19 protein-coding genes and 2 pseudogenes are annotated in these 21,468 nt (G+C 64.8%); 3 read left to right on the top strand and 18 right to left on the bottom strand.

The window, feature by feature from the left end; translation table 11 throughout:
- Positions 1-50 precede the first annotated feature (50 nt).
- The 5 genes from ACSHZY_RS14385 to ACSHZY_RS14365 all read right to left on the bottom strand — a co-directional run bounded on the left by ACSHZY_RS14385 (position 51) and on the right by ACSHZY_RS14365 (position 7,367).
- On the bottom strand, positions 51-800 hold the full coding sequence (locus ACSHZY_RS14385; RefSeq protein WP_435170248.1) for an SDR family oxidoreductase: 750 nt from the start codon (positions 798-800) through the stop codon (positions 51-53).
- Positions 797-2,044 carry an FAD-binding oxidoreductase gene (locus tag ACSHZY_RS14380; RefSeq protein WP_435170246.1) on the bottom strand — a complete coding sequence of 416 codons (1,248 nt, stop codon included), beginning with the start codon at positions 2,042-2,044 and terminating at the stop codon, positions 797-799. The genes ACSHZY_RS14385 and ACSHZY_RS14380 overlap by 4 nt, the downstream gene beginning before the upstream one ends.
- A gap of 83 nt (positions 2,045-2,127) precedes the next feature.
- The gene (locus ACSHZY_RS14375; protein WP_435170244.1) at positions 2,128-2,526 is read right to left on the bottom strand and encodes a GtrA family protein; all 399 of its coding nucleotides are present in this window, start codon (positions 2,524-2,526) and stop codon (positions 2,128-2,130) included.
- Between the two features lie 47 nt (positions 2,527-2,573).
- Positions 2,574-4,121, bottom strand: coding sequence for a UbiA family prenyltransferase (locus tag ACSHZY_RS14370; protein ID WP_435170242.1), 1,548 nt, complete (start codon positions 4,119-4,121; stop codon positions 2,574-2,576).
- 813 nt (positions 4,122-4,934) lie between these two features.
- Positions 4,935-7,367 (bottom strand): membrane-bound PQQ-dependent dehydrogenase, glucose/quinate/shikimate family, encoded by a 2,433-nt coding sequence (locus tag ACSHZY_RS14365; protein WP_435170240.1) that lies wholly within the window; start codon positions 7,365-7,367, stop codon positions 4,935-4,937.
- A 1-nt stretch (position 7,368) separates the two neighbouring features.
- Between ACSHZY_RS14365 and ACSHZY_RS14360 the strand changes: the two genes are divergently transcribed.
- Both ACSHZY_RS14360 and ACSHZY_RS14355 read left to right on the top strand, forming a co-directional pair.
- Positions 7,369-8,691 carry a lactonase family protein gene (locus tag ACSHZY_RS14360; RefSeq protein WP_435170238.1) on the top strand — a complete coding sequence of 441 codons (1,323 nt, stop codon included), beginning with the start codon at positions 7,369-7,371 and terminating at the stop codon, positions 8,689-8,691.
- A gap of 218 nt (positions 8,692-8,909) precedes the next feature.
- Positions 8,910-10,355, top strand: a pseudogene (locus ACSHZY_RS14355) (IS1182 family transposase).
- A 420-nt stretch (positions 10,356-10,775) separates the two neighbouring features.
- Here the strand turns inward: ACSHZY_RS14355 and ACSHZY_RS14350 are convergent.
- Positions 10,776-11,084 carry a nuclear transport factor 2 family protein gene (locus ACSHZY_RS14350; protein WP_435170236.1) on the bottom strand — a complete coding sequence of 103 codons (309 nt, stop codon included), beginning with the start codon at positions 11,082-11,084 and terminating at the stop codon, positions 10,776-10,778.
- A 50-nt stretch (positions 11,085-11,134) separates the two neighbouring features.
- On the opposite strand from ACSHZY_RS14350, the gene ACSHZY_RS14345 reads away from it, so the two are divergent.
- Positions 11,135-11,815, top strand: a complete 681-nt coding sequence (locus ACSHZY_RS14345) for a hypothetical protein (protein ID WP_435170306.1) — start codon at positions 11,135-11,137, stop codon at positions 11,813-11,815.
- Positions 11,816-11,883: 68 nt separating this feature from the next.
- Here ACSHZY_RS14345 and ACSHZY_RS14340 read toward each other — a convergent pair.
- The 12 genes and pseudogenes from ACSHZY_RS14340 to ACSHZY_RS14285 all read right to left on the bottom strand — a co-directional run.
- Positions 11,884-11,937 (bottom strand): annotated as a pseudogene (locus ACSHZY_RS14340) (hypothetical protein); the annotation flags it as partial.
- A gap of 193 nt (positions 11,938-12,130) precedes the next feature.
- Positions 12,131-13,462, bottom strand: a complete 1,332-nt coding sequence (locus ACSHZY_RS14335) for an MFS transporter (protein ID WP_435170235.1) — start codon at positions 13,460-13,462, stop codon at positions 12,131-12,133.
- A 167-nt stretch (positions 13,463-13,629) separates the two neighbouring features.
- Positions 13,630-13,812, bottom strand: coding sequence for a hypothetical protein (locus ACSHZY_RS14330; protein WP_435170233.1), 183 nt, complete (start codon positions 13,810-13,812; stop codon positions 13,630-13,632).
- 235 nt (positions 13,813-14,047) lie between these two features.
- Positions 14,048-14,242: a hypothetical protein gene (locus ACSHZY_RS14325; RefSeq protein ID WP_435170231.1), complete on the bottom strand. Its 195-nt coding sequence runs from the start codon at positions 14,240-14,242 to the stop codon at positions 14,048-14,050.
- A 63-nt stretch (positions 14,243-14,305) separates the two neighbouring features.
- Positions 14,306-14,686, bottom strand: coding sequence for a hypothetical protein (locus ACSHZY_RS14320; RefSeq protein WP_435170229.1), 381 nt, complete (start codon positions 14,684-14,686; stop codon positions 14,306-14,308).
- A 323-nt stretch (positions 14,687-15,009) separates the two neighbouring features.
- On the bottom strand, positions 15,010-16,236 hold the full coding sequence (locus ACSHZY_RS14315; RefSeq protein WP_435170228.1) for an NAD(P)/FAD-dependent oxidoreductase: 1,227 nt from the start codon (positions 16,234-16,236) through the stop codon (positions 15,010-15,012).
- A 10-nt stretch (positions 16,237-16,246) separates the two neighbouring features.
- Positions 16,247-16,567, bottom strand: coding sequence for a 2Fe-2S iron-sulfur cluster-binding protein (locus ACSHZY_RS14310; protein WP_435170226.1), 321 nt, complete (start codon positions 16,565-16,567; stop codon positions 16,247-16,249).
- A gap of 21 nt (positions 16,568-16,588) precedes the next feature.
- Complete coding sequence (locus tag ACSHZY_RS14305) at positions 16,589-17,773, bottom strand: cytochrome P450 (RefSeq protein ID WP_435170224.1); 1,185 nt, start codon at positions 17,771-17,773, stop codon at positions 16,589-16,591.
- Between the two features lie 10 nt (positions 17,774-17,783).
- Positions 17,784-18,974: a cytochrome P450 gene (locus ACSHZY_RS14300; RefSeq protein ID WP_435170222.1), complete on the bottom strand. Its 1,191-nt coding sequence runs from the start codon at positions 18,972-18,974 to the stop codon at positions 17,784-17,786.
- Positions 18,971-19,690: an ABC transporter ATP-binding protein gene (locus ACSHZY_RS14295; protein ID WP_435170220.1), complete on the bottom strand. Its 720-nt coding sequence runs from the start codon at positions 19,688-19,690 to the stop codon at positions 18,971-18,973. The genes ACSHZY_RS14300 and ACSHZY_RS14295 overlap by 4 nt, the downstream gene beginning before the upstream one ends.
- A complete protein-coding gene (locus tag ACSHZY_RS14290; protein WP_435170218.1) occupies positions 19,683-20,435 on the bottom strand; it encodes an ABC transporter ATP-binding protein in 753 nt (250 codons plus the stop codon). The genes ACSHZY_RS14295 and ACSHZY_RS14290 overlap by 8 nt, the downstream gene beginning before the upstream one ends.
- Positions 20,432-21,463 (bottom strand): branched-chain amino acid ABC transporter permease, encoded by a 1,032-nt coding sequence (locus ACSHZY_RS14285; protein WP_435170216.1) that lies wholly within the window; start codon positions 21,461-21,463, stop codon positions 20,432-20,434. Before ACSHZY_RS14285 ends, ACSHZY_RS14290 begins: the two co-directional genes overlap by 4 nt.
- Positions 21,464-21,468 lie beyond the last annotated feature (5 nt).

Genomic DNA, 21,468 nt, shown 5'->3' with positions numbered 1-21,468 from the left:
GGGCAGGGCGAGGACATGACAACGGGCCGCCGGTCGCGAACCGCTTCATGTCAGAGCTTGAGCTTCTTGAAGATGGGCTCGGGGATGGCGCCGATGATCGACATCACCCCGCGCCAGACCGGGCGGACATAGATCACGTCGCGACCCCGCTTTCCTTCGGCGGCGGCAAGGATCGCGGCGCCAACTTCCCCGGGTTCGGCCGTCAGCAGCGGTGGAAGCTTCATGCCGGCCGTCATCCGGGTCCGCACGAAGCCGGGTTTCACCGTGACCACGCGCAGGCCGCTGGGGGCCAGCCGGTTCCGCAATCCGGACAGGAAGGCGGTGAAGCCGGCCTTCGCCGCGCCGTAGACATAATTCGTCCCCCGCCCCCGATCGCCCGCGACCGAGCTGACGCCCACGATGGTGCCGGAACCCCGCGTCAGGAAGCGGTTGGCGAACAATCCCATCAGCAAGGCGGGACCTTCGAAATTCGTGCGGAACACCATCGCGGCGTGCTCAGGATCCGACTGCGCCCGCTTCTGGTCGCCCATCTCTCCGACCACGCAGATGACGGTGTCCGGCAGAACCGGCAGGTTGTCGGCGAAGGTGGACAAAGCGTCGCTTTGCAGGATGTCCAAGGGGTAGAGGTTCACCTCGGCCCCCGTCCGTGCGGCGATATCGTCGGCGTTGCGCTGTGCAACCTCGATGTTCCGGGCCGCGAGAAGGACCCGCCAGCCTGCCTGCGCGTAGGCCAGCGCCGTGGCCCGCCCGATGTCCGAAGTCGCGCCGATCAGAAGCATCGTCTTGTGAATGTCCGTCATATGCCGAGCCTGCTTGAGAGATGGGACGCCATATGGCCCGTGGCGCCTATGGCCCTGCGAAGATCGTTGAACCGGCCAAGATTGGGATATCCGGCCTCAAAGGTCTGGCGGGACTGCCGGGCGTCCTTTGCCAGGTAAAGCCGCCCGCCTGCGGCCACGACGATGCGGTCGATGTCGTCGAGAAGCGCGAATGTGTCGTCCGTCACCCGCAGATCCAGCGCCAGCGTATACCCTTCCATCGGAAATGACATGAGGCTGCCCGCCGCGCCCATCTTCTTGAGCACGGCGAGGAAGGAGGCTTTTCCCGAACGGCTGACGCGCTCCAGTATCTCCGAGAGAACGGCTTGGGCGTTGGTGGACGGCACCACGCATTGATGCTGAAGGAAGCCCCGCCGGCCGTAGATCCGGTTCCACCTGTCCACCCCGTCCAGCGGAAAGAAATAGGGATGCCAGTGGGTGAGGAAGGGTTCGCCGCCTTTCTTGGAGCCGCGGCGGAAATAGACCTCGTTGAAGGCCGCGACGGTGGCCTTGTTCAGGGTCAGGGACGGCAGGTCCAGCGGAACGCTCAGCCGGCCGGCACGGGCCTGCGGCCGCAGGTCGGCCTCCGGCTGGGCCGATGCCACCTCGTCGCGGGTGGCATGTTCGCCCAGGAAGATCAGCGACCGCCCCATGTTCGCCCCTCGCGCCAGACAATCGATCCAGGCGACGGAGTAGGTTGCCGCGGCGCTGTCCTCCAGCGCCTTCAGGGCCCCGGCCAGGTTGGTGGCCACGATGCTGCACTGCCGGATCCAGCCCGTTTCGACGGGCCTCATCCGGAACGTCGCCTCGGTGATGATGCCGGTGAGGCCCATGCCGCCCACCGTGGCGCGGAAAAGTTCGGGCTGGTCCTTCGGCCCGCAAGAGACCGCTTCCCCTGATGGCAGAACCAGCGTCAGCCGTTCGACATGATCGCCAAAGCTGCCGTCACGGTGATGGTTCTTCCCGTGCACGTCCGAGGCGATCATGCCGCCCACCGTGACCAGCTTCGTGCCGGGCACCACGGGCGGAAAAAACCCGCGCGGCAGGAAGGCGGCGAGGATGTCCGAAAGAAGAACACCCGCTTCCACCGTAAGTCGCCCGCTTTCCGGATCGAACGCCTTCATCCGGTCCAGCCCCAAGGCGCCCAGCGTCACCCGGGTGCCAATGGCCGCATCGCCATAGGCCCGACCGTTCCCGCGCGCGACAAGTCCGCGACGTTCCGCCATGGCGGCAGGCAACGCCCCGGACGCGTGAAGGCAAAGGAATTCGCTTTCGAAACGTGGATACCGTCCCCAACCTTCCAGCTGCATCAGGCGGCGGCCGTCGCGAACACGAAGCGGCGGTCCAGCGTGAACTTTGCCATGTAGCCAAGTGCCAGACCGATTGCGCCGCCCGTGTACTTGGCGATGTCCGTCTGCCAGACCGTCCAGAAGGTGATCTCGAAGCCCCAGAACACCAGGGTCGTGAAGATGCTGAAGACGCCGTAAAGCGCCACCTTGCGCGCTTCGCCGGCATGCGTCGTGTAGCCGTCGTAGAAGATCCACCGCTTGTCGAGCACGTACTTGACGGCAAAGCCCGCCAAGGTGCCCGCGAAGATTGAGAGGGCCAGCGGTGCCACCGGCGTCAGCCCGATGGTGAGTTCCTGAGTGCCGAAGTTCACCAATGTGGAAATAACCGCGAAAAAGACATAGCGGGACGCAATGGTCATGCACCACTCCTCGTTAACAACATTGCCGCCGCCGCAAAACACACAGATCAGGTTCCGGCAAAAATGGTCACGCCGATCAGGACGCCGCAGATCATGCTGACCCGGTCCCTGACCGCAAACGCCACTGGATCATCGTGCATGACCCGTCGATGGGCAAGCATCAGCATCCGCGCGATCCAGTAGGTGAGGACCGGGGCCGCCAGCCAGAGAACCTCGGGCGTGCGGTAAAGCGCCTGCACGCTCCCGCTCGAGACGTAGAGGATGAACACGGTGACGGCGTTGAAGCCCGAAGCCGCCGCGAGCGCCAGCACCAGATCGGCGTCGCTGTTCCGGTAGCCGCGGCTCTTGCTGTCCGGCAGGTCCGCGTCCAGCCGTGCGGCAAGTTCCACAAAACGTTTTATAAGCGCCAGCGACAGGAAAAGCGCGCCAGAGAAAGCCAGAAGCCACGCCGAGACGGCCACGTCCAGCACCACCGCCCCGCCAATGACACGTATGGTGTAAAGAGCGGACAGGACCAGCACGTCGAGCAGCGCCCGGCGTTTGAGCCAGAACGAGTAGGCGGTGGTCAGGGCGTAGTAGCCGGCCAGCACCGCCAGGAAGGGCACGGAGATCGATGCCGCCAGCAAGACGGACACGCCGAGCAACAGGGGCACTGCCACAAGCGCCTGCGAAAGGGGTACGCTTCCGTTCGCCAAAGGTCGGTTGCACTTGGTCCGGTGCTTCCGGTCGTCCTGCAAGTCGACAAGATCATTCAGGATGTAGACGCTTGACGCGCACAGTGAAAAGGCGATGAACGCGAGGAAGACCTGCGCGAAGGCCCAAGGTTCGAACACATGCGCGGTGATCATCGGCAGGAACAGCAGCGCGTTCTTGGCGTATTGGTGCACCCGCGCAAGCCTGGCCCAAACCTTCAGCCCCGGCTTTCCCCAAGGCAGCATCTCCACGTTGTCATGCGTGCCATGAAGTTTCCGGGTGACACCGGTGGAGGTTCGGACCGCGATGGCCGTCGCCGCTTTTTCCCATACCGGCAGATCGGCGGCATCATTCCCGATGTAGTCGAAGCCGCCTTCGCCGAAAGCCGCCACCAGCTTGTGGGCCTTGACCCTTCCGCCGCAATTCGTTTCGGCGTCCGAGGCGAAATAGCCGGAAAAGAGCCCCAGATGATCGGCGATCGCCTTGACGAGCAGTTCGTGACTGGCCGAGGCGAGGTAGACGTCCCGTCCCTCCGTGCGGGCGGCACGGATATAGGCCAGCACGTTCTCGTCGTAGGGAAGGGTGGAAGGGTCGAAGTCCACCGGCTCCGAAAGCCGATGCTTCAGCGCCGCCTTGCCTTGCGCCAGCGCGCCGAACATCTCGATCAAGGCGTGCGGGCGCCGCGCAAGTTCGGAAAAGGCGGTTTCGATCAGCATGTCGGACCGAATGAGCGTTCCGTCCAGATCAACGGCAAGGGGGCGCCGTGCGGCGGATCGCAACGGCTCTTTGGCAATGAACCTGGAGCGGTTCGTCGCGTGGGGCTTGTAGTGAAGGCTGTTCTGGTCGCGCCGGACGATGATCCTCGGGATCGTCTCGGCCGTCTCGTGCTGTACATCTGTCACTTGCGCTTCGCTCACCTCTATACAGGCCGGGAGCTTGAACGCACCTGGCTTCTCAGGATTTCCCGGGAAAGGGCACTTGCAGCACGAAAGAAACTCGGCGATGCCCTAAGCAATAGCCGTACCGTGAAATTATCTCGGAAGTTTTGGTAATCAAGCCTCGTTCAAGAACCATTGTCGCAGACCCGTTTCGCCCTGCAAGATCAGTTGTTGGTATGTGTGAGGCGGAGGATTAGGACACAGTCTCCGCAAATCCTGAAGGATGCCGTCGGAGCGGTGGACGGAGGTTTCAAACCCGATGCGCAAGACAACCCTCGTTGTTCGCCATGCGCTGCTACCTGAGCGGACCGTTGACATGATCTGGAATCGAGGCGAGCCGCCCAATCGAATATCGACGGCCTGCTGCCGAAAGGCATGGATTCTATGCTGACGGTGGCCCGAAACCATCAGCGTTGGGCGACATGCGATTGATCGCAAGATGTATCATGACGGGGCTACGGGCCCGGTTCGAGCAGAAGGAAGACTCCGTCCCTGAACGCGATTTCAGGACTGAAGCTTGCTCAAGCGCTTCCGCCATCCGCGTTCTTCTGTTGGAAAATGGATGGCTGCAAACAGAACGCGCTGCAAAAAGCACTTTATGTTCCACAGGCGGCGGAAAGGAAGCAGGGGTGCGCGGTGCGACCCACCGACATGCTGCTGGCATATGGCACGCTTTGCAACGATGGCGTCCGACCAAAAACCGTTGGCAGGCCCGTCGCACCATCTGCAGACGTCCGGGATGTGAAGGCGACGCGGGGAGCCGCGCCGCCTGAAGGGTCAGTCCAGCGTGTAGGCGATGACGGAGTCGCCCAGCGTGGTGCCGAGCGAGCCATGGCCGCCTGCCGCGATCACGACATACTGCTTGCCGTCCTTGCCGCGATAGGTCATCGGCGTCGCCTGGCCACCCGCGGGAAGGGCCATCTGCCAGAGCGTTTCGCCTGTGCGCATGTCATAGCCGCGGATGATGTCGTCCAGCGCGGCGCCCGTGAACGCCACACCGCCCGCTGTCGTGAGCGTGCCACCATGCGCAAGCATCCCCATCTCGAACGGGATCGGGAACTTGATGCCGGCGATCTTTTGCCCGGCCACGGTGCCGTTCCGATATCTCCATGCGGTCGTGCCATCGGCGAGGTTCACGCCAACGCGCACACCCCATGGGGGGGTGTTGCACGGAACCCCCAGCCCTGAACGCATGTGCTTGATCTGCACGGCATAGGGTCCGCCAAGGTTCTCGTTCCCCGGACGGGACTCTCCGCCTGCGCCGGCCGTCGAGAACATGCGCTTGTCCAACTCTCCCTCGGGGCGGGGGAAGAGCTTGTAGAGGTAGCCCAGGTATTGCGGCGTCGCGATCATCCAGTGGTTCACCGGATCAACGGCGACGGAGCCCCAGTTGAACACGCCGATGTTGCCCGGCCACACGATGGACCCGGTGGTGGTGGGCGGCGTGAACGGGTTGCCGTCATAGCGGTTCGAGCGGAAGGCGAGGCGGCACTGGATCTGGTCGAACGGCGTGGTGCCCCACATGTCGGCCTCGGTCAGCGGGGCCGGGGTGAAGTTGACGGAGGACATCGGTTGGGTCGACGACAGCTCTTCGTTCGGGATGTCGGTTTGGGTGGAGACGTCCACCTCGGACACCGGCAGCACCGGTTTGCCCGTGCGGCGGTCCAGAACCCAGATGTTGCCGATCTTCGTGGGAACGAGGACCGAGGGGATCATCTCGTCCCCGCGCGGCAGCGTGATCAACACCGGTTGCGACGGCAGGTCGCGATCCCACAGGTCGTGCCGCGTGGTCTGGAAGTGCCACACCAGACGGCCCGTGTTCAGATCAAGGGCGGCCAGCGCATCGACCATCTCCTCGTCTTCGGCGGTCCGCGTCAGACCGACCTGGTCGGGCGAACGGTTGCCGAACGGGATGTAGACGAGGCCCAGCCCTTCATCGGCCGAAAACTGCGTCCAGGCGACGGCGGAGTTGGCGACATATTCCTCGCCCGGTGCCAGCGGTGCCGTGTCGTCGGGGGCGCCGGCATCGAACTTCCACACGATGGCGCCGGTGCGCACGTCAAAGGCGCGGATGACGCCCGACGGGTTGTTCTCGTAGTAGTTGTCGGCGATGGCGCTGCCCAGTACGATCAGGTCGGCCGTCACCAGCGGGGCCGAGGTCTGCTGGTAGGTGGCGCGCTTCAGGTTTGGCATCTGTGCCTTGAGGTCGGCGAAACCATTGTCGCCAAAGGTGGTGCAGAGGGCGCCGCTGTCCGCGTTCATGGCGTAAAGTCGTGCATCCACCGACGATGCGATGATGCGGCGCGGGCACTCCGCTACGGCGGCGGCCACCGCCTGAGCCTGCACCGTATCGCCGCCCGCCGGCGCAACATAGGCCGAGGAATCGTTGTAGGACACGCCGCGGCAGGTCTGGTGCTGATATTGCGGATCGCGTGCCATCTGCGGGTCGTAAGACCAGACCACCTCCCCCGTCTCGGGGCGCAGCGCCTGCACGATGTTGTGCGGCGTGCAGAAATAGAGCAGGCCGTTCACCTTGATCGGCGTCGCTTCGAACGTGTATTCGCCCGAATCCTTGTCCGCCTGGCGCAGGTCGCCCGTGTGGTGTTCCCATGCGACCTTGAGGTTTTCGACGTTGCCCGTGGTGATGTCGCTTAGCGCGGAATACCGCTGGCCCAGGTTCGTGCCGCCGTAGGCGACCCAGTCATCGGTAGGATAGGGCACACCGCTCGGGTCGACGGTCTTATCTGCGGCCTCGGCCACGGGCGTCAGCTCTCCCTGCTTCTGCACAGGATCGACAAACCACGCCGCCACGGCCAGCACGGCGATGACGGCGATAATGGTGCGCAGGAAGAAAGGGCCGTTCGACAGGCGTGGCACCCAGCGTTTCGCAGGGGCGTCGCGCAGCCTGTTCACCACGAAAGGAAGGGCCAGAAGCAGCCCGAGCAAGACGATCAGCGCCCCGCGCGGGATCCACTGCCACTTGTCAAAGCCGACCTCGTACAATGTCCAGAGAAACGAGAGGGTCAACGTCAGCGCATAGATCCAGAGCCCGCTTTGCCGGCGCCGCATCAGCTGGATACCCGAGGCGAGAAGCCCGAGGGCCATGATCACATAAAAGACGCTGCCTCCCGCAAGGGCAAGCTGGCCCCCGTAATACAGGATCGCGGCGCCCAGCAGCGCGGACAAAATTCCACCGAGCTGAGGTATCATCTTGAAATCTCCTTCGACTGTCCCGGCGGCGCGCTGCAAATCGTTACTTGCGACATTTTGGCGCGCTGCCTGTCAGGCACGAGTAATGGCAGAGCTGTTGACATACAATAGTATACCGAAACTTGCATGCAGCGCCTGCCGCGCCTGCAACACAATGTCCGGTTGCAGAAATGTCCGGCTGCGTTACGCTGCTCACCGGTCGAGGGAGGGCTCATCATTGACAGTATATCGCTATGCGATCGCCATCGCCGTCTATGTTGCCGCGTTGCCTTTTGGGGCAATGGCGGAAACCTTTGTGTACGTGGCCGCCGCCGGGGACGGCGTGATCGACAGCTACCGTCTGGATGAGGGGACGGGCGCCCTGACTCCCTTGGGCTCCACAGAGGTTGGCACGGGTGTGGGCCCGATGGCGATCAATTTTCAGGGCAAGTATCTTTACGCGGTCGTAAGGTCACAGCCCTATCGCGTCCTCAGCCTGGGAATTGATCAAACCACCGGAGCGTTGACAACGCAGGCGGTGGCCGCCCTTCCGGAAAACCTCGCCTATGTTGCGCTGGATCCGCTGGGACGCCTGCTTCTGGGCGCATCCTATGGCGGCGGAAAGGTGGCGACACTTCCCGTCGGCGCGGATGGCCTGATCAGCGCGGGGACGAAGCAGCTTCTGCCGGCGGGACGCAACGCCCATGCCATCATGACCGACCAGAAAGGGCAGTTCGCCTATTCCACGGCGCTCGGGACGGATAAGATCCTGACATATCGCATCGAGGGCGGTCTTCTGGTGCCGCTCGGATCGATCTCGACCGGGGAAGGGTCCGGCCCGCGCCACATGGTCCTGTCGCCCGACGGCGCGCGCCTTTATGTGCTGACCGAACTGACAGGCGAGGTGCTGCACATGGGCATCGATCCGGTAAGCGGTGCATTGACCGAGGTGGAGCGGGTGTCAATCCTGCCCCCGGACACGGACTTGCAGCCGGGTCTTGATCCGGCCGCCCCCAAAGATGACGAAGCAAGAATCTGGGCGGCCGATCTCGTTTTGACGCCCGACGGCCGGCACCTCTACGCGTCCGAGCGCAGGACGAGCAGGATTTCCCTTCTGGAGACTGGGGACAGCGGACCGTTGCGTCTGGTGGACACCTATCCCACCGAACAGCAGCCAAGGGATATCGGCATCGATCCGCAAGGCCGCTTCCTGATCGTCACCGGAGAGAAATCGGATCACGTTGCCGTCTATGGTATCGGATCCGAAGATGGACATCCGGACATGAAAGGTCGCTTTCCCGTCGCGGCGGGCGCGAACTGGGTGGAAATTCTCCGGACGCGGTGATTGGTTCCTCTCGGACGTCGTCCTGCAGCGAGAACTCGTAGAACCGCGCGTCCTGCGCCACCTGCCATGATCCATCATCCCGATCCCCTCCGACAGGAAGCCAACAGGCGCGTTGATCGAAGGGTTTTCCGATCCGGTATCCTGATGGAAGCTACAAGCCGCGGCTGTGTGGGACTTCCGCTTTGTGGTAAGCTTCTGCATGGCTCTGGGGATAGGTCATGTTCGGTTTCATCGAGGGCGTTGCGCGCGCGCAGACGGTCCTGTTTCCCGATTGGCTCCAGGACTGGATTGATGAGGATCACCTGGTCCGTGTGGTCGATCTCTTCGTGGAGGAGCTTGATCTGGTTTACCTTGGGTTCGTGCGGTCGGCCGCAGCGCGGACGGGTCGCCCCGGCTACCCCCCCCCCCCGCCGTTCTGCTCAAGCTGTTTATTTATGGCTACCTGAACCGGATCCCGTCGAGCCGCAGGCTCGAACGCGAAGCGGGCCGCAATGTCCAGCTGATGTGGCTGACTGGCCGTCTCGTTCCCGACCACAAGACCATCGCCGACTTCCGCCGCGACAATGGCCTTGGCATCCGCCGTACCTGCGCCCGGTTCGTGGAGCTTTGCCGACGCATCGGCGTGCTGAAGGGCGCATGCGTCGCTATCGACGGCAGCAAGTTCCGGGCGGTGAACTCCCGAATTCGCAACTTCACCCAGGGCAAGATCGCAAATCACATCGCCCATCTCGAGGCGGACGTCGAACGCTACATCGCGGAGATGGTCCGGGTCGATCGGCAGGAAGAGGGCGAGGTCCGCGCCGAGAAGGTGGCACATCTGGCCAAGCGCTATGGCCGCGTGCGGCAGCACATCCAGCATCTGCAAGCGATGGACTGGGCACTGGCCGATGCGCCGGACGGCCAGATCTCCCTGAACGATCCCGATGCCCGCGCCATGGCCACGAGCGCGCGGAACAGCGGCATGGTGGGCTACAATGTCCAGGCCGCCGTGGATGCGGAGACGCATCTGATCGTGACGCATGATGTCACCAATCAAGGCCATGACCGCGATCTGCTGGTGCCGATAGCGCAGGCTGCCAAGGAGGCGCTTCATCGCGACGAGATGCATGTGCTGGCCGAAAAGGGCACCTTCAGCGGACGCGAGATCCTGGCCTGCCACGAGGTGGGGATCACCACCACGATCCCGAAGCCCGAGACATCCGGCAACCGGGTCAAGGGCATGTATGTGAAGCCCGACTTCGCCTGTGAGGCCGATGCGGATGCCTACCGCTGCCCTGCCGGGGAGACGCTGACCTTACCACTACACCACCGAGGAAGGCGGGTTGGAGGTGCGCCGCTACTGGACTGGCGACTGCGGTGGCTGCCTGATGAAGACCCGCTGCACGACCGGCAAAGAGCGCCGGATCACCCGATGCGCGCACGAGCATCTGATCGAGGCGGCACGGGCGAGGCTGATCGGATCAGCGGAGCCGATGACAGTCCGCCGCGGCACGGTCGAGCATCCCTTCGGCACCATCAAGGCCTGGATGGGCACCGCCCACTTCCTGACCCGAAAGCTGAGGAACGTGAAAACCGAGATCGCGCTGAACGTCCTCGCCTACAACATCAAGCGGATGGTGGCGCTGATCGGGATCCGCGGGTTGATGGCAGCAGTGACGGCCTGAGAAGGATCGCTAAACCACGTCCGGCCGAGATCCGTCGTATGACGCCCCGCTCTTGTCATTGCCGCGGTGTAGGGTGTCATCGGCGATGAGTTTCTAAACAGCCTGAGCCGATACTGTTACCACTGCAGTGGTCGGCACCTGTGTCCTTCTTCGGTCTGTCACTTTCCTTCTGAAAGCCTCTCTTAGTGCCGGAATGGGATGTGGATAACGTATTGAATGTGCGGGGAGCAGACCTCACAGGTCGATCTTCAGATCAACATGTGTAGCCGACCGCCTCGCCCAAGCGGATTGACCGGGCAGTCGGGAAATTCGGACGTGCTTCGCAAAGGTTACCGACTCAGGCTCAGAACAGGCCGTTGGCATTCGCCGCCGTTCGGGTGATCACTTGTAGCACGTCCGAGTGTTCGACGATCTTGCCGTTCATGTCGAAGCGGAAGGTGTCGATGCCAGCGTACTCGTCGCTGTCCGACCAAATCGATGACAGTGGAGCACGATCAGATCGTCTTCCGCCACGCTGCGCTCGAAAGGGACGGACTTGCCGGAAAACGTGGTCGCCATCCGCTCGAAATATATGATGAAGGCTTCCTTGCCGTCGGCGACATGCGAATTGTGCTGGATGTAGACATTTCCGGTGAACCGCTCGATGGCCGATCGCGGGTCACACTGGTTGAACATCGGGTCGTAGAAGGCCATCGCATTGGCCTTGTTGTCGACAGGCGTGCTTGGCATGGGGCTTCGGCTGCGATCATGCTGGAGATGGTTGGCCAGCCCGACCCCCGATGCAAGCGCTTCAGCGCCTTTCGGAAGTGCGGACAGGCGACGTATGCGATGATTGCGATCTCGCCCTGTACCGTGATCGTGACCGTCTCGCCCTGGGGCATGTGGACGATACCCCCCGGCCTGACGTCCTGCTTCCCCTGTTCGAGGTGATTTTCAGGCTCCGCTCAAGGACGATCATCACATCGTCCATGGCCGGAACGGACATCCCGAGCGTGATCTACCTGCACAATGTGGAAACCGACGATCTCGGCGGCCGCCTGAGCGAGTTGAACGGCATTGCCTTTATCGCGAATTCCCGGTTCACCGCCGAAAGCTTCAGGCGCTCGGACGGGATCTCCTCCGACGTCATCTATCCCATGGTGGAGGCCGACCGCTATCGCACCTCCTCGTCGCGCAAGAACGTCACCTTCATCAATCCCCACCCGCACAAGGGCGTGGACATCGCGCTGAAGGTGGCCGAGGCGTGCCCGGACATCCCCTTCGTCTTTGTCAAGGCATGGACCTTGTCACCCAAGGACGAGGACAGCCTGGAACAGCACGCTGCAGGCCTGAGCAACCTTTCCATCCGCCCGCCGAATTCGTTCATGGATTTTCGTTCCGGTTGCCGATGGCGAAGATGGCAGGCTCTCCAAGCGCTTCGTGAAGTTGGCGCAGGCTTACGGCGGACAGGTCCCCAGTGATGCGCCGTCCCCGCAGGACCACGATCCGAAGCGACAAGCCCCGCTTCGCCCAAGAGCCCCATCGTGCGCCGAACCACCACCGGATTGGTGCCAAGGCACAGGCCAAGCGCTTCGAAGGTCATAGGTCTCTCCTGCTCTGCCATATGCAGCAACGCGTGGAGGACGGCGGAACGGCGGCTGTCGCGCTTCATGTAACTACGTATGTTACAACTCGCGGGAGGCGTCCAAGGTAGGGTGGGGATTCAGGATGGCCGATGCGTTTATCGTGTGGGCGGCGGGTTTGCGTCCGCCGCCCCCTGTGTCGACAGGGGCCCTTCAGCCTTGGGCAGGGCCGAAGCCGATGGCGCCTTCAACCTTGGCGCTGTTGGTGCGCAGGTAGAGGCCGATCCCAGTAGCAAGGGCCGCGATGCACAGCAGATAATAGGCGTGCGCCATCGGATTAACCGCGAGAAGCGACGTGACGACCAGCGGCGTCAGCCCGCCGAAGATCGCATAGGCAATGTTGTAGGCAAACGACAGGCCCGAGAAGCGCACCGGCGCCGGGAAGGCCCGCACCATCACGTAGGGTGACGCCCCCACTATCCCCGTCGTGATCCCCATGATCGCGTAGAGCCCGAACATCACCGGGGTCGAGACGCCGGCCCAGGTGTAGAACGCGAAAGTCGACAGGCCGAAGGCAATCCCCCCGAAGATGAAGCACCTCGCGCTGCCGATTCGGTCCACCAGCGCCCCGTAGCTGACGGCGCTGAACATCAGGAACAGCGTGCCGAAGCTTGCCGCCAGCAGCGATTCCAGCGGGGTATAGCCGTATTGGCGTTGCAGGAAGGTGGGCGTCATCAGCGTGGTCACCACGATGGCCGCCGACAGGATCCAGGTCAGCAGGGCCGAGATGACGATCCCGTGCAGGTGGTCGCGCAGCACGGTCTTCAGCGGAAGGCTTCCGTTCAGGGTTCCGCTTTCCTTCATGGCCGTGAAGATCGGCGTCTCGCTGAGCCAGCGGCGCAGGTAGACGCCGAGAAGCCCGAAGACGCCGCCGATGAAGAAGGGGATGCGCCACGCGCCGCCCGCAATCTGTTCTGGCGTGAAGACCCAGTTGATGCCCGCCGCGATGAGCGAGCCCAGCATGATGCCCAGCGTGAAGCCCGAACACAGGAAGCCGCAGGCCATGCCCACGCGGCTGGCCGGCACATGTTCGGACACGAAGGTCCAAGCGCCCGGGACCTCGCCTCCGATGGCCGCGCCTTGGATCATGCGGAACACCACGAGCAGGATGGGCGCGAGCACGCCCAGGGTGGCATAGGTCGGCAGGCACGCCATCCCGAGGGTCGACAGCGACATCAGGAACACCGACAGCGCGAAGACCTTCTTGCGGCCGCCGCGATCGCCGAAATGGGCCATGATGATACCGCCCAGCGGGCGGATGAGGTAGCCGGCCGCGAAGATGCCGAAGGTCTGGATCAGCACCAGCCAGTCGGGCATGTCGGGTGGGAAGAACAGCTTGCCGATCACCGACGCGAAGAAGACGAAGATGATGAAGTCATAGTATTCCAGCGCCCCCCCGATGGCCGAAAGGGCCAACGTGCGCAGGTCGTGCCGGTTCAGCGCCTGCGGCACAGTCCCCGTCCCGCCGCCGTGTCGTAACGTCATAAGATCCTCCGTCCGGTTTTCACTGAGGCAGGCCCCGCCTCCCTCCCTGTCATGAGGAAGCAGGTGTGACCTGCAGGGGCCCGCGATGCCGGCCTGTCTGCCTGCGCGGATTTGCATGCGCAAGAGGGCATGCCCAAACCGCGTGGCGGCCAATGAGCCGCATAACTTCAGACGGACAAAACGATGTCCTGGAACGGCTCCAGCCGATCGATGACGTCCGCGGCTTCGTTATGGACGTTCCATTTGAACAGCCGGATGCGGACGTGCTCCGGCGTGAAGTCGACGATGGTGAACCCGTGTTCTTCCAGCAGCTTCGCCGTTTTCTCGAAGTCCGGCACGGTCGAGGGCATGGGCCCGATCCCGCGCGCGGGACGGCCAGCCGCCCTCGGCGGTTCCGATGGGGCCGTTCCAGCACGGCCACGACCCGGTTGTCCTCAAGCGAATGCTCGCCAGCGCGATGAGGCTTTCCCGCGCCGATCGCCGCTCATGATCAGGGGCGCACGGCCCGGCATGGCCGGGCCCGCGTCACCAGCCGGTCATGCTGCGCCAGCCACCCTTCCTGCCAGTAGGGCTTCCGGCGGGTTTTCATAAACGCGGGTCGGGAAGTTGTTCGATCCCGCCGCCAGCGGGGCCCCGGTTGTCGCCTGGATGCAGAGTGTCGATGTTGAGATGGACGTCCAATGTCAGGTACCCGTCCAGCCAGAAGTTTGTCGTGTCCGTCTGGAATTCCGTCTTCGACGCGACGGCCCGGGGATCGGCGAAGTCCTTGCCGAACGCCAATTGCAGCCCCCACGCCCCGCGCTCGGTCGGGCCGGTGGAGTTCAGGTCGTCGATGTTCCGGTGTCAGCCCCATGCCATAGATCGTGCTGGTGGCGGGGGCGTACAGGACTGGACGACGGCGCGGGAAATCTTGCTGTCGTTTTCCGGCGCGATGTTCCGGTCGGTATCGCCGCGCGTGAAGGCATAGGTGAACCGCAGGAAGTTCGTGCCGCTGGCCGCGGGCAGCACCTTGATCACGGTCAGCGGCAGGACCAGCGCGCTGCCCTCGCCCTCGTATTCCGGACTCGGGGCGCCCGGAGAACGGCTGTCGGCAAACCGCACCTCGGCGCGGGAGGAGCCGATGCGCGCCTGGTGCAGCCCCTGCAGATCGTCCGACGGCAAATAGGCCATCACGCCCGATCCGCCCAGCCGTTCCGCCGTGGCGGTCGCCGGGGAAAACAGCACCGTCACGGGCGGTCGCTGCTCCTCTTGCGCATGATTTCTGATGCCGCGCACAGGCCGGTCAGAAGGACGAGCGCCCCTTCATCCTGATGTTCAATGAAGTTCCTCCGCAGGGATGCGGACATCTTCCGTGGGTCCGGGGCCCTTCCCGACCGATGCCTCACGTTCGAGAGGAAGTGCGTTGCGCTACGTTCAACCGGTGAATGAGGGTATGAACCGGATGAATGGGGTCTGTCTGCTCTGAGGGTATCGGGACATGCTTCATCCATCCCCGCGGGAGGGGCGGGAACGCGTGGAAATTCATGAAAGAACGGCGTGGCTTTGCTTCAGTGAATCGCTTCGGCCCGGACGGCTTTCGCGGCCTGACGCAGATCGTAATCATGGGCCTCCAGAACGCTTGCCGGGGCGGCGATCAGGTGCCTTGCCGCCATATGGAGGCCCGGCGCGTTGATCGTTTCCACCGCCGCCAGGCGCCCTTCCCGGAACAGGAGGACCACCGGTTCGCCCGACGCCTGCGGAAGCAGGATGCAGTCATCGGCGTCCGTCGCCAGGCCCGCGATCTGCAGCTTGTAGGGGCCCTGATCCGACCAGAACCATGGAACCGCCGAATAGGGGGTGGTCGTCGACGTCATCAGCCGCCGTGCGATGTGGCGGGCGTGGTCCACCGCCGCCTGAACGGATTCCAGCCGGACAGGATGCCCCGAGGGGCCCGGAAACGCGGCCACGTCTCCAAGGGCCGAAATGGCGGGGTCGTCCGTCTGCAGGGATCCGTCCACCAGGATGCCGTTCCGACAGGCCAGACCGGCCTCGGCCGCCAGTTCCACATTGGGGCGGACACCGGTGGCGATCAGCACCAGATCGCCCGCGATCTCGCTCCCGTCCGCCACGATCACGCCCGCGGCCGCGCCGCTTGCGTCCGTCATCACGGCCGCGGCCATGGTGTCCAGCAAAACGGCGGTTCCCATCGCGCGGTGCAGGGTCAGGAACAGGTCCGACATCCGGGGGGATACGGCGCGGGCCATCAGGCGCGGACCTGCCTCGATCACCGTTACGGCCACGTTGGCGGCGCGGGCCATGGCCGCGAATTCCAAGCCGATGAAGCCGCCCCCCACCACGACGGCATGGCGCGACCGCCCAAGGCGCTGGCGGATGCGTTCGGCGTCGGCAAGGGTGCGAAGTTCCATCACGCCCGCCGCCTCCAGCCCCGGCAAAGGCGGGCGAAAGTTGTGTGCACCGGTGGCGAGGATCAGGTGGTCATAGCCGTGCCGCGTTTTGTCCTCCGTCTCAACCTCTTGGGCGGCGCGGTCGATCCGTGTGGCGCGGGTGCGGCCGAGCAGGGTGATCAACAAGCGTTCGTAGAAGGCGGCGGGCTTCAGCAAAAGCGCATCCGCATCCCCGCTGGCCATGTAGGCCTTGGACAGGGGCGGGCGCTGATAGGGCAGCCCGGCTTCATCCCCGATCATGAGGATTTCGCCTGCAAAACCCTCCTGCCGCAGGCTGACCGCCGCCTGCTGTCCGCCCTGACCCGTTCCCACGATGACGACGCGTTGCATGGCCACCCCCTCAAAGCTGCGAGTCCGGAAGATGGACAACAAGGCCGTCCAGGTCCGCGCGCATCCGGATCTGGCAGGACAGGCGGCTCGTGGGCCGCACCTCGGAGGCCGCGCAATCCAGGAGGTCGCTTTCGCCGTCCTCTTGCGGGCCGGTGGCGTCGGCCCATTCGTCATCGACATAGCAGTGGCAGGTTGCGCACATCATCGCGCCGCCGCATTCCCCCAGGATGCCGTCCACATCGTTGCTTACGGCCGCGCGCATGACGCTTTCCCCTTCCACGGCGTCCACGACCGTGGTGGTGTTGTCCGCCGCGATGAACGTGATCTTCATGATGCTCTCCTTGCGTTTGCCTTAGCCGAGTTTGACGGGCAGGTTGATCGGGCCGCGGAAGCCGAAGCCCCGCCACAGCACGGCCTCCGGGTCCGGCAGGCTCATGTTCGGGAAGCGTTCGAACAGCGCCTCCAGCATGATGGCGCCCACCGTCCGCCGCGCGATATGCGCCCCGCCGCAATGATGCGGGCCCGATCCGAACGACTGGTGCGGGTTTCGGGCACGGAACACGTCGAAGCGTTCGGGATGGTCGAACAGCTCCTCGTCATGGTTGGCCGAGGCCTGGATCGTCATGACCGTGTCGCCCTTGGGGATGCGGAAGCCCCGGATCTCCACATCCTCCAGCACGAGGCGGGAGGATGCCTGGATCGGGGCGACCCAGCGGATGCCCTCCTCGAACGCCGGGCCCCACGCACCTTCCCGACGGGTTTCCTCCAGCTGCTCCGGCTCGGTCAGGAAGCCGTAGACGATGGTGGACAAAGCGTCGCGCGGTTCGTTGATGCCGCCGCCGATAGCGATCTTGATATTGGCGAAGATCTGGCTTTCCGGGATCGGGTTTTCCGCGTTCACCATCACCGACAGGGCGGAACGGTCGGGTTCCGCGCGCACCCGCTCCACCGCGCGGGCCAGCATCGCGTTCATCTCGGCATTGGCACGGTCGGCCACCTCGAACGGCTCCGGCCGCCAGCCGAAATTGCCCGCCCCGTCGATCAGGGCCTGCGACCAGAAGCTCATCTGCGCGTCCGTGGCTTCGGGGATGCCGAGGATGTGGGCCAGGATGCGCGCCGCGATCGGTTCGGACAGCAGGACGTGCAGGTCCACGATCTTGCCCACCGGCAGACGGTCGAGGTATTCGTCCACGAACTGGCGATACAGCGGGGCCCACACGTCCTGGACCGTCTTGGGCATCAAAGCCGGGGCCATGGCCATGCGTTCGGCCATGTGCTCCTTGCCGTCCTTGCGCATCAGCGTGTGGGCCCCGAAGGCGCGCTTCATCGGCGTGTTCGGATCGTCCGAGGAGAAGATCTCGGGCGTGTCCTTGACGTACTTGCAGTCGGCGGCCTTGGTCAGGAACGTGCGCCCGACGGATGTCACGCGCAGCACCGGCGTTTCGGCCCGCAGGCGGCGATAGATGGGATAGGGCGCGACGGTCAGCTCGTCGATGCTGATCGTGCTGTCCAGCGGGGCAAGTCTGTGGTCCAGCATGGCGATGTCCTCAGGTCAGTCGCAGGGGGAAGGAGGCCAGCCCCCGCAGCGTGTTGTTGTAGGCGCGAACGGGGGCGCCGGTGATCTCGATCCGGGCAACGTTGCGGGCCAGCGCCTGCAGCACCGCCTCGCCTTCCAGCCGCGCAAGCAGCTGGCCGACGCACATGTGCACGCCCGCGCCGAAGCCGACATGGCCACTGGTCGTGCGGGTGATGTCAAAGTGGTCCGGCCGGTCCCAGTGACGCGGATCCCGGTTGGCCGAGGCGAGGAACATCAGCACCTTCGCCCCTTCCGGAACGGGCGTGCCGCCCAGTTCCGTGTCGCAGGTGGTGGTACGGAAGAAGGTCTGCACCGGGCTTTCAAGGCGGATCGCCTCCTCGAACGCGTTGCGGGCGCGGGCGGGATCGGCGCGCAGGGCGGCGAACTGGTCGGGAAAGCGGGCCAGGCTGTAAAGGGCCGCGCCGATGCCGTTCACGGTCGTGTCGATCCCCGCCGTCAGGAGCGAGCGGACAAGCAGCGTCGCCTCCTCCTCCGTTACCTCTCCCGTGGCGGCGGCGGCGTGGACGCGGGCGCCCAGGCCGTGCGGGGACAGGTTGTCGCGCCGGCATTGCTCGCTGACCCAGGCGATGTGCGGGGCGGCCCGTTCCATCGCGCTGCGCCGCAGGTCGTTGTCGGGGCCAAAGGCGTTGAAGGCGAGACCCGCGTAAGGCAGCAGGTGCTCGCGCCCTTCGGTCCGCAACCCGATCTGACCGGGGAAGACGGACAAGGGAAACGCCTGCGCCAGATCCGCCACGCCGTCGATCTCCCGTCCCAGGATCGACCGAACCAGCGCGTCGGCTGTTTCAATGAAGCTGTCCCGCAGTTCCCGCATCGTGATCGGGGACAGCACGCGGGCCAGCACCTTTCGCGCGCGGTCATGTTCGGGCGGGTCGGTTTCCAGCACAAGGCTGGGCGGCCGCCACGGCGTTTCCCGGAGGAAGTCCTGAAGGCCCACGCCGCGCGACGAACAGAAGGTGCGCCAGTCGTTCAGAACGCGGTGCACCTCGGCATAGCGGGCGATGCCGTAGACGCCATACCGTTCCAGCCAGACCACGGGCCCTGCATCGCGCAGCTTCTCATGCTCGGGGAAGGGGTTGTCGAAGAAGTCGGTGCTGAACGGGTCCAGGTCGGATCGGGGCAATGCGGGAATATCGAGGCTCATGCGGCGGCTCCCCTCGCGATGGCACCAAGGTGCTGTTCCAGCGGGCGCGGATCGGCCAGAAGATCGGCGCTGGCCGCTTCATGTACGATCCCGCCACGGTCCAGGATGACGGCGCGGTCGGTGACCTTCAGGATCTTGCGGGCGTGCTGTTCGACGATGATCGTGGCGATCCCTTCCTCGCGGATGATCCGGCGGATCTGCACCAGAAGCTGTTCCACGATGATCGGGGCCAGCCCTTCGGTCGGTTCGTCCAGCAGCAGAAGGCGCGGGTTCAGCATCAGGGCGCGCCCGATGGCCAGCATCTGCTGTTCGCCGCCCGAAAGCTGGCCGCCCATGTTGGTGCGGCGCTCCTCCAGCCGGGGAAACATCTCGTAGATGCGGGCCAATGTGCAGGGGCCGGGGCGCGCGGTGGCCGTCAGGTTTTCCTCCACGCTGAGGGAGCGGAAGATGTTGCGCTGCTGCGGCACCCAGCCGATGCCCGCCGCGGCGCGCCCTTCGGCCGGCAGGGCGGTGATGTCGCGCCCGTCCAGCGTCAGCCGGCCGTCGAACCGGCGGGTGACCCCGATGAGGCTGTCCAGAAGCGTCGTCTTTCCCACGCCGTTGCGACCCAGAACGGCCAGCGACTCCCCACTTGCCAGCCGCAGGGACAGGTCGTGCAGCACCACGGCCTCGCCATAGCCGGCACGAAGGTTCTCGACGGTCAGAAGGTCAGGCATGTTCCTCGCTCCCCAGATAGACCTGCTGGACACGCGGGTCGGACACGATCTGCTGCGGAGTGCCTTCGGCGAAGTGCGCGCCGTTCACCAGAACCGTGATCCGGTCCGCAAAGGAAAAGACGAGGTCCATGTCATGTTCGATCAGCAGGATGGACACGTCGCGCGGCAGATCCGCCAGCGTTTGCAAGAGTTCCGCCCGTTCCAGTTCGGGCACGCCCGCGGCGGGTTCGTCCAGCAGCAGCACACGGGGGTGGGAGGCCAGCGCCAGCGCGATTTCCAGCAGGCGCTGCTTGCCGTAGGGCAGCCGATGCGTCGGCTGGTCCATCACCTCGGTCAGGCGGAAACGCTCGATCAGGGCGGCGATCTCGGCCATGCCATCGTCGCGGGTGCCGACGCCGCGCCAGAAGTCGCCGCCGCGCCCCAGCCGTTCCGACACGGCAAGGCCAAGGCTTTCGACCGGCGTCATCGCCGGGAAAAGCTGGTTGATCTGGAAGGTGCGGCCCAGACCTATGCGGGCGCGCTGGATCTGGCTTTTGCGCGTGATGTCCACGCCGTCCAGCAGGATCTGGCCGCCGTTGGCGGGCAGCACGCCGGTCAGAAGGTTCACGAAGGTGGTCTTGCCCGCGCCGTTGGGCCCGATCAGCGCGTGCCGACCCCCCTGTTCCAGCGTCAGCGACACCTTGTCGGTGGCCACGAGCCCCCCGAAACGCTTTTCCAGCGCGATCGTCTGCAGCGCGGCGGTCATGTCCGGCCCCCCTTGTCCCGTCGGGTCAGCAGGGTGCGAGGCAGGGCGTTCAACCTTTCGCGCCCGATCAGCACGATGACCAGAAGGACAAGGCCCATCCAGAACATCCAGTATTGCGGCGTGATCGCGGAGAACCAGTCCTGCAGCAGCTTGAACCCGATGGCGCCCAGAAGCCCGCCGTAAAGATACCCCACCCCCCCCAGCACGAGGATCAGGAGCACATCGGCGGAACGGTGGAAGGCCAGCACGTCCAGCGACACGAACATCGTCGTTTGCGTCAGAAGCGCGCCCGCCGCCCCCGCGATGGCGGCCGAAAAGGCGTAAAGGCCCAGAATGCGCCGCCCCACCGGAATGCCCATGCTGCGGGCGCGCAGGGGGTTGTCGCGGATCGCGCGCAAGGACAGCCCGTAGGGCGACGTGACCACGCGGCGGGCGATCAGGAACAAGGTGAAGGTCACGATCAGGCAATAGGCATAGCCGGTGGTGCCGAACAGGTCGAACTCGAACCGGCCCAGCAGCGGGTCGATCATCACGCCGGTCAGCCCGTCGGCGCCCCCCGTCAGCCACGCCGCCTGGTTCGCCCCTTCCAGCACCAGCATGGCGACGCCCAGGGTGACCATCAGCCGCGTCAGGTCCGAGGCGCGCAGAAGCAGAAGCGGCCCCGTCGCCACCCCGAGCAGCGCCGCCGCCCCCATGGCAAGGGTAAGGCCGGTCAGCGGCTCCCCCGTCAGGTGAAGGGAGGTGAGGCCCGCGACATAGGCGCCCAGCCCGAAGAACGCGCCATGCCCCAGCGACACGACGCCTGCATAGCCGAGGATCAGGTCCAGCGACATGGCGAACAGGCCGAGGATCGCGATCTCCGACAGCAGCAGATGACGGTCGGGCAGGAAGAAGAGGCTGGCGGCGACCATCAGCCAGAAGGCGAATTCGGCCGGTTTCCAGCGCCCGCGCCGCAGAAGGTCGCGGCTGACGCGCGCATCGGCAGGGCTCGGGGCGGGACGAACAGGCGAAAGGCTTGTCTCGGTCATGTGGG

Origin of the sequence: Falsirhodobacter sp. 1013, assembly GCF_051195255.1 — a bacterium.
GTDB lineage: Bacteria > Pseudomonadota > Alphaproteobacteria > Rhodobacterales > Rhodobacteraceae > Falsirhodobacter.
This window is presented reverse-complemented; position numbering and strand designations above follow the sequence as displayed.

Bases quoted from the DNA above. Each gene is read 5' to 3' on its own strand.
- ACSHZY_RS14385 (WP_435170248.1), bottom strand. From the start codon at position 800: ATGACGGACATTCACAAGACGATGCTTCTGATCGGCGCGACTTCGGAC.
- ACSHZY_RS14380 (WP_435170246.1), bottom strand. From the start codon at position 2,044: ATGGCGGAACGTCGCGGACTTGTCGCGCGCGGGAACGGTCGGGCCTAT.
- ACSHZY_RS14375 (WP_435170244.1), bottom strand. From the start codon at position 2,526: ATGACCATTGCGTCCCGCTATGTCTTTTTCGCGGTTATTTCCACATTG.
- ACSHZY_RS14365 (WP_435170240.1), bottom strand. From the start codon at position 7,367: ATGATACCTCAGCTCGGTGGAATTTTGTCCGCGCTGCTGGGCGCCGCG.
- ACSHZY_RS14350 (WP_435170236.1), bottom strand. From the start codon at position 11,084: ATGCCAAGCACGCCTGTCGACAACAAGGCCAATGCGATGGCCTTCTAC.
- ACSHZY_RS14345 (WP_435170306.1), top strand. From the start codon at position 11,135: ATGCAAGCGCTTCAGCGCCTTTCGGAAGTGCGGACAGGCGACGTATGC.
- ACSHZY_RS14335 (WP_435170235.1), bottom strand. From the start codon at position 13,462: ATGACGTTACGACACGGCGGCGGGACGGGGACTGTGCCGCAGGCGCTG.
- ACSHZY_RS14330 (WP_435170233.1), bottom strand. From the start codon at position 13,812: ATGCCCTCGACCGTGCCGGACTTCGAGAAAACGGCGAAGCTGCTGGAA.
- ACSHZY_RS14315 (WP_435170228.1), bottom strand. From the start codon at position 16,236: ATGCAACGCGTCGTCATCGTGGGAACGGGTCAGGGCGGACAGCAGGCG.
- ACSHZY_RS14310 (WP_435170226.1), bottom strand. From the start codon at position 16,567: ATGAAGATCACGTTCATCGCGGCGGACAACACCACCACGGTCGTGGAC.
- ACSHZY_RS14305 (WP_435170224.1), bottom strand. From the start codon at position 17,773: ATGCTGGACCACAGACTTGCCCCGCTGGACAGCACGATCAGCATCGAC.
- ACSHZY_RS14300 (WP_435170222.1), bottom strand. From the start codon at position 18,974: ATGAGCCTCGATATTCCCGCATTGCCCCGATCCGACCTGGACCCGTTC.
- ACSHZY_RS14295 (WP_435170220.1), bottom strand. From the start codon at position 19,690: ATGCCTGACCTTCTGACCGTCGAGAACCTTCGTGCCGGCTATGGCGAG.
- ACSHZY_RS14290 (WP_435170218.1), bottom strand. From the start codon at position 20,435: ATGACCGCCGCGCTGCAGACGATCGCGCTGGAAAAGCGTTTCGGGGGG.
- ACSHZY_RS14285 (WP_435170216.1), bottom strand. From the start codon at position 21,463: ATGACCGAGACAAGCCTTTCGCCTGTTCGTCCCGCCCCGAGCCCTGCC.